Source organism: Nostoc sp. T09, assembly GCF_002154695.1.
Classification (GTDB): domain Bacteria; phylum Cyanobacteriota; class Cyanobacteriia; order Cyanobacteriales; family Nostocaceae; genus Aulosira.
In genome coordinates this window covers 79,753-86,832 of the sequence record NZ_MTAV01000034.1, presented here as the reverse complement: position 1 = coordinate 86,832, position 7,080 = coordinate 79,753, and the positions used below count along the sequence as shown (strand labels likewise).

Below are 7,080 nucleotides of genomic sequence, written 5' to 3'. Positions count from 1 at the left end.
TATACCAAGCTTTTTGAGATTTTCTCACGTAAATTTAGCATACTAGGTACTGAAGAACCAATATTTTTTGCTGTAGCTTCTACTCTTTTTTCAATACTCTTATGTTTTTTAGTCTCAATCTTAATTGGTAAGATTAATTGCTCACTGCAAAAATCTACTGCATACTTTAATATTTAGGAGCTATCATAAGATATCATATTTATCTACTTAAGATAGATGCTACAATCTGATTGATATCATAGAGGATATTTAAATTATATATTAATAAGTTTTAAGAAAGCATAATCTCAATTATAAATTAGAACGAAATTAGTTATTTTAAATTCTCGGTAACAATAAATTTTAAATATAAGGACAGTAAAGGAGTGCAAAAAGAACACAAAAAAAATCTATGGAAAAGTGAAATTAATGACATTATCCGAGGTGCATGTGGAGGGTTTCTGTTTGGGATTCCGTTGCTGTACACAATGGAGGTATGGTGGATCGGGTCATTGGCAAAACCACAACTGATGATGTTGGCGATCGCCTTGATGTTTATTGGAGTGTTTTTACTCAATCAGACAGAAGGTTTTCGCAAAGGCAGACATAAAAAGCAACCTTATGAAGCTGCAATAGATACAGTAGAAGCAATAGCGATTGGGCTAGCTTGCTCTGCCTTTGTGCTGTTTTTATTACAAGAATTGACACTGGACACCCCTCTCAAAGAAGCCTTAGGCAAAATTATCTTTGAAAGTGTACCTTTTACACTCGGTGTAGCATTAGCTAATCAATTTCTAGGAGATGCTGACACCAGCAATGCACAAGGGCAAACTGCTCCTCAAGGAAACAGTGCAACTAAGAAACGACGCAGTGATTTAGACGCCACTTTTGCCGATTTAGGTGCAACGGTTATTGGTGCGACTGTAATTGCTTTTAACATTGCTCCCACAGATGAAGTTTCTATGCTAGCAGCCACGGTTTCACCTCCTTGGCAATTAGGAATTATCGCTACATCTTTGGTAATTTCCTATGGGATAGTATTTCAGGCAGGCTTTTCAGATCAGCAAAAGCGCAGACAGCAAAAAGGAATTTTTCAACGACCATCAACCGAAACCATTATCTCTTACTTAGTGTCACTGCTAGCAGCCGCTATGATGTTGTGGTTTTTTCAAAAGTTAACTGTTAGCGATCCTTGGACTATGTGGTTGGATCACACCTTAATGCTGGGATTACCTGCAACTATTGGCGGTGCAGCTGGTAGGTTAGCAATATGAATAATACAGAAAACCAACATCAAGAGCGATCGCTTGCCGAGTGGGTGACATTCAGTGCAGCCTCATTCATTCTCGTAGTGATTGTTGGCTTAGTAGGATACACTTGGCTAAACGACAAAAATCAACCCCCCATCGTATCTGTTACCAAAAAACAAACAATTCGCGAAATTGATGGACAATTTTATGTTCCCTTTGAAGTCGTTAATACTGGTGGAGATACAGCTGAATCAGTTCAAATAATGGCTGAGTTACAAATTGACGACAACGTTACGGAAACAGGGGAACAACAGATTGACTTTTTATCTGGTGGTGAAAAAGAAGAAGGTGCATTTGTGTTTAGCCATAATCCTAACCAAGGTCAGTTGACTATACGCGTTGCTAGTTATAAATTGCCTTAGATTAGGGCTTAGATAAACATAGATTTTGTTTCGACGTTATGAAAGATAGTAGATGAGTGTCTCTTGCAAAAATTAATTTGAGAAAATTCAAACTACAGATGTAGAGGTGTAGCGACTTTGTGTAGCTTATACAGATACAGCAGAATTCAGGAGTTAGAATTCAGAATTCAGAAGTAAAACAGTCTTTATGCTTGGGTTTGAGGTTTAGGATCTGTACTTCACTAACTTGAAATTTGCTGTAAATAGTTATATTTCCAAATAATGAACTAAGATTTTTCCAAGAGCGCAACAATATGTAATGATACTGTGGGCATATTAATGGGGGCTTGGTTTGTGTAACTTTACCCTACTGAGATATTGAAAACTCAAAAAGCACGACCGCAAGTTATTATCATCAAGTAGTTTTTAACACTATGTGATGACTCAAAAGATTACTGTAGGTTTGATGTTATTGTTTCTCGGTAGCCATATTAGTCTTGCCCAGCAAATAGCTCAAGCACAGGTACCAACTCCAGTAGCACCAGCCACTACCACAAAAGCAATTTGCTCCGCCCAATTGGGAACATCTATAGATGCTGTCATCAATCGTCCCCTATTCAGTCGAGTGCGCTGGGGAATATTAGTGCAACCTGTATCATCTGGGCAAGCTCTTTACAGTCGAGATGCCAACAAATACTTTACTCCCGCTTCTAATACAAAACTGCTAACCACAGCTGCTGCATTGCAGCACTTAGGAGCAAATTTTCGCATTCGCACCTCTATTTATCAGAATCCTAATGGAGTTTTGCGTGTTGTTGGTAGAGGAGATCCCAGCTTAAGTGATACTCAGTTGCAAAATTTAGCACAGCAATTGCAACAGAAAGGTATTACTCAAGTTAAACAATTAATTGCTGATGATAGTTATATTCAAGGGGATATAGTTAACTCTACTTGGCAATGGGAAGATGTGCAGTCAGATTATGGCGCACCCGTTGGCAGTTTTATTTTGAATCAAAATGTTTTTAGCTTCAAGCTTGTGCCACAAGCTGTAGGTAAACCTTTACAAATTGCCTGGAATGATGCCAACGAGGTGGGACGATGGCGGATAATTAATCAATCTACAACAGTTAGTAAAAATCAACCAAGCTACATTAATGTAACCCGCGATTTAACAGGAACAGTGTTACGAATTCAAGGGCAACTAATAGAGAAATCTGAACCTTATTTAGTAAACTTACCTGTAGTTGACCCTAATTATTACTTTTTGCGCCGCTTCCGTGCTGCTTTAGCAACCGAGAAAATTATATTAGGACAAACATTAGTCTTAAATGGTGGTACTAATCAGCAAGAAATAGCAGCTATAGATTCGCCTCCTTTATCTGAATTGTTAATGGAGACTCTTCAAAATAGTAATAATCTTTATGCTGAGGCGCTACTCAGAGCATTAGCAATTAAACAACCGAAAGTGCAGAATAAAAATACTGCTGATATTGGGTTAGAAGTTTTGAAGACGAGTTTAACTCAATTAGGAGTTGATCCAGCGACTTATGCTTTAGTAGATGGTTCGGGATTATCACGTCGTAACTTAGTATCTCCAGAAGGTTTAGTACAAACTTTGCGCTTAATGGCGAAAACACCAGCCGCAGCTATTTATCGAGCATCTTTACCGATTGCAGGAAAAAGCGGGACTTTGAAAAATCGCTTTCGCAACACTCCTGCTGAGGGAATTGTGCAAGCAAAAACAGGCACATTGAGTGGTGCAGTTTCCCTATCTGGATATGTGAACGGGCCTAAGTATGAGCCATTGGTTTTTAGTATTATGGTGAACCAAAGCGAACAGCCAGCCAGCAATTTACGGCAAGCAATTGATGAAGTTGTAGTTTTATTAACGCAGTTACAGCGTTGTTAATTTATGTTCCTTCCAAGAATTTGATTGCTTAGATCGCTTGCATAAGTCTATGTTTTAGATATTGAATCACAGATAAACACTGATGCACACCGATAATTATCTGTGTTTATCGGTGTGCAACTGTTCTTTTACTCTAATTCTGATTTTTGTCAGCAACCGATAAAAGTTCATCGGTTTTGATGAGATAAAAATTACTAAGTAACTGCTCAATCTGCTAATAATTTTTAGCAGTTTTCTTATCTATATATTAGAAATTAAACAAGATGTAAAGTAATTGTTGCAGTTTATGAGTGTCAATATTCAAACAGGTAAAGTTTAGTTTCAAGTTAATTCATCAACATTTAAAAGTGCTATTTTAAAAATTGAAGCTACAAAGCTTCCCTGGCAGATACAACAGCCAAGTAGGTTAAGTCCCAGTTAGTTAAGAGGTAAAAACGCTGTTACATCATCTGTCTCGTCAGCTAACAACAACACCCAACTCGATAACTTATATTTCCTCAATGTGGTAAAGAGGGGGTAGTATAACTGAAAGTTAATTACATTGCGAGGATGTAATTAGTCAGTGTAGCCCCGTGTGAAAGAAAAAGCAGAGGAAATCACTAAGTAAGTCGCAGCTTGGGTGTTGTTGTTTTTAGGAGCAACATTTGTGTTATCTGCCGCACAATAAATAATCTTCTCCAACAATTTTTAACTCTCAGCGAGTCAATCGATGATGTTTTAAACTGGCTGCGGAGTCTATAAGGGTACTTTGGCGTTAGCCATCATGGAAATAGAGCAAAGTTTGTGCATTTATGGCGATCGCTGAAATATTCAGCCTCAACATTACGACTTGAAGCCTAAACGTTGCGATCTTATGCCTGAATGTGACGCCGTTAACCCTAATGCTGAAGCGCGTAGGGCAGTGCCCACCATTTCAGGGTTTTAGTGGGCGATGCCCACCCTACATATACTAATGGAAAGTATAGGGTAAGTTTTGAGTACAGACCTATAAGCCTTTTGGGTATGAAAGTAGCTGATTTACCCGCATCGGTAATTGAAGAACTAGTAACGAGCGAATATTGGCGAATTGATATCGACCCTGGTTTTGATGCGAAACATGAGTTCTTCATGCGCTGGAAATATCTACTACCAAACCCGCATACGGCGGATTACGAAGAAGATCAACTGGCAGAGTTGATTAATTTTAATAGCTATGAGATACTCCTGCCGATGGGACGGAACCACCACCCCCATTTAAATTTACTGCGCTTAAATATTAATAAAGATGAAACTTCATTGACGTTATTTTTGTTTGATACCTATCACAGTAGTTGGTTTGACGATATACATTCTGCCCGTTACGGTTTTCTTGCGGTTGCTGACCGCTATCAAAAATATGGGTGTGACTTTTTTATCGCCTCTTACTATCATTTCTCCTATTTAGTAGGGCGAGATTACGAAGATGCACGCTTAATTATGCAGCAGCGCTTGGGTGTTTAGGTAGGTTGGCTATTTACCGTTAAAACTAGGCAGAAGGGAGAAGGATTTTAAAAGACACTTAGTCTGAGTGTCTAATTCCGATACGGCTTTATAATCGCAGCGATGTTGCGATCGCTTTCCCTTGCTTATCAGTAAATTTTATTAAGCAATTTGTGCGATATGTAACCAAAAACTGAGCAATATTTTCCTACAATTCTTTACACCCAGTTAGCAAATGATGTTTTAAATTATAACCGGGCATCTAGATAACAGTACTTAATTGTAGCGTCTGTTAACCTTTGTCTTGTGCCTAGCCCTAACAAATAATACTTGAATATAACTACTGAGATGATGTGGAGTGTTAACTATGTTAATTGATACCATTAGCCAACCTGAATTATTGGATGAAAAAATTGAGCAGCATTACAATCCGCAGCAAATTCTTAGTGTTGAACAATTAAGCATTTTGAACGATCGCTCTAACGTTCAAGGACTGATTCAACTAGTAGGACATCTAACGATAATCGGATGTAGCGGTTACTTGTGGGCAACTAACTTTGGCAATTGGCTTGTAGCAATCCCTGCATTGGTAATCTATGGCTTTAGTCTTGCTTGTATGTTTGCACCTATGCACGAAGCCGGGCACAGAACCGCTTTTGTTAACAATCGCTTGAATGATGTTGTTGCTTGGTTTGCAGGTTTACTCTCGTTTTATAACAGCACATTCTATCGGCGTTATCACAAATGGCACCATCGTTATACTCGCGTTCCAGGTAAAGATCCAGAATTGGCCGATCTCACACCTCACAACATGGGTGAGTACTTTTTAGTACTTAGCGGTTTACCTTGGTGGGTAGACAAAATACAGGGACATTATCGCGCTGCACTCGGCCAACTTGACGATTGCCCATTTATCCCAGACACCGCAAGAGCTGAAGTTATTCGTTCTACTAGATTACAATTAGCTGTTTATGCAGGTGCGATCGCGCTTTCATTTGCAGTAGGTCAACCTTGGTTTTTTCTTTATTGGCTGCTACCGATGATTGTCGGTCAACCAATTTTGCGTTTTATTTTGTTAGGGGAACATACAGGTTGCACTCTTGACGCTAACTTGCTGACAAATACGCGCATAACACTCACACTCTGGCCTGTGCGATTTTTGATGTGGAATATGCCACTTCATGCAGTACATCATTTATATCCATCAATTCCATTCCATGCGCTGCCGCAAGCATATCCAATATTAAGTTCACACTTTACCCATGTCGATCCCGGCTATATCAAAGTCAACCAATATATTATTGCTCAATTAGGAAAGTTGCCTTGTTAAATCTTTTTCTACAACTTTTTTCGTAGTCCTCAAGCAAGATGAAGTTTCTGGATGTTGCAGCAAACTTAGAAATAAGTAAGCATAAATCATCACAGCCATGACTACTGAAAAAGCAAAAGATTCCAAAAATATTGTGTCTGCCACTTCTGGGCAAAGTGAAAGCAAAAAAGAACTCAATCAAAAGACTTCTGTAGAATTTTCAGTTAGCATTTTATTAGGAGTAGTAGTAATTGTACTTGTGGCAGCAACTGCTTATTACGGACTAGTTCGCTAATTTGCTCCTAGCTGCAAAAATACAGCAGAATTTAGAACCACAAGAGGCTTTATATGTCTGGTTTTAAAACTTAGGATGTATACTTCAATAAAATGAAATCTGCTGTATTTGAATATCAAACCACAGATAAACACCAATAAACACAGATAAATATCGGTGTTCATCTGTGTTTATCTGTGGTTTCTTTTTTGCTAATTCGCATTTTTGCAAGAAGTCTATTAAATATGTGTTTTATTGGTAAGTAGAGTGGGCAATGCCCACCATATCCGGGTTTTGATGGGATGGGCACTACCTACAGATGCTAAGAAAGCGGGAACACCTAACGACAAACAAGTGATGCTTGTTCCTCTGCCTTCTGCCTTAACCAGACCGTCATTGAGCGCTAAAATCTGACAAAACCCGCAAATTTACATAAGTTCTAAATTTCTTCCGGAATGCGCCAAACGCATCCTGTATACCATTACATACAGAACCACTTA

7 protein-coding genes are annotated in these 7,080 nt (G+C 38.6%); all 7 read left to right on the top strand.

Features of this window, described 5'->3' with window-relative positions; genetic code table 11:
- The first annotated feature begins 365 nt into the window (after positions 1–365).
- The 7 genes from BV372_RS09680 (at position 366) to BV372_RS36130 (ending at position 6,994) form a co-directional block, all read left to right on the top strand.
- On the top strand, positions 366–1,253 hold the full coding sequence (locus BV372_RS09680; RefSeq protein ID WP_086686230.1) for a TIGR02587 family membrane protein: 888 nt from the start codon (positions 366–368) through the stop codon (positions 1,251–1,253).
- Positions 1,250–1,651 carry a TIGR02588 family protein gene (locus BV372_RS09675; protein WP_086686229.1) on the top strand — a complete coding sequence of 134 codons (402 nt, stop codon included), beginning with the start codon at positions 1,250–1,252 and terminating at the stop codon, positions 1,649–1,651. Before BV372_RS09680 ends, BV372_RS09675 begins: the two co-directional genes overlap by 4 nt.
- Positions 1,652–2,069: 418 nt before the next feature.
- Positions 2,070–3,539, top strand: coding sequence for a D-alanyl-D-alanine carboxypeptidase/D-alanyl-D-alanine-endopeptidase (dacB, locus tag BV372_RS09670; RefSeq protein WP_086686227.1), 1,470 nt, complete (start codon positions 2,070–2,072; stop codon positions 3,537–3,539).
- A gap of 1,002 nt (positions 3,540–4,541) precedes the next feature.
- Positions 4,542–5,018 carry a hypothetical protein gene (locus BV372_RS09665; protein WP_086686225.1) on the top strand — a complete coding sequence of 159 codons (477 nt, stop codon included), beginning with the start codon at positions 4,542–4,544 and terminating at the stop codon, positions 5,016–5,018.
- 346 nt (positions 5,019–5,364) lie between these two features.
- Complete coding sequence (locus BV372_RS09660) at positions 5,365–6,327, top strand: fatty acid desaturase family protein (RefSeq protein ID WP_086686224.1); 963 nt, start codon at positions 5,365–5,367, stop codon at positions 6,325–6,327.
- A gap of 97 nt (positions 6,328–6,424) precedes the next feature.
- Positions 6,425–6,601 carry a hypothetical protein gene (locus BV372_RS36135; RefSeq protein ID WP_179198033.1) on the top strand — a complete coding sequence of 59 codons (177 nt, stop codon included), beginning with the start codon at positions 6,425–6,427 and terminating at the stop codon, positions 6,599–6,601.
- Positions 6,602–6,847: 246 nt separating this feature from the next.
- Entirely contained in the window at positions 6,848–6,994 is a 147-nt protein-coding gene (locus tag BV372_RS36130) for a hypothetical protein (RefSeq protein WP_179198032.1), read from the top strand.
- The last annotated feature ends 86 nt before the right edge of the window (positions 6,995–7,080 follow it).

What these genes read in the sequence shown, in the direction of transcription:
- BV372_RS36135 (WP_179198033.1), top strand. Translation starts at nt 6,425, where the DNA reads ATGACTACTGAAAAAGCAAAAGATTCCAAAAATATTGTGTCTGCCACT.
- BV372_RS09665 (WP_086686225.1), top strand. Translation starts at nt 4,542, where the DNA reads ATGAAAGTAGCTGATTTACCCGCATCGGTAATTGAAGAACTAGTAACG.
- dacB (WP_086686227.1), top strand. Translation starts at nt 2,070, where the DNA reads ATGACTCAAAAGATTACTGTAGGTTTGATGTTATTGTTTCTCGGTAGC.
- BV372_RS09660 (WP_086686224.1), top strand. Translation starts at nt 5,365, where the DNA reads ATGTTAATTGATACCATTAGCCAACCTGAATTATTGGATGAAAAAATT.
- BV372_RS09675 (WP_086686229.1), top strand. Translation starts at nt 1,250, where the DNA reads ATGAATAATACAGAAAACCAACATCAAGAGCGATCGCTTGCCGAGTGG.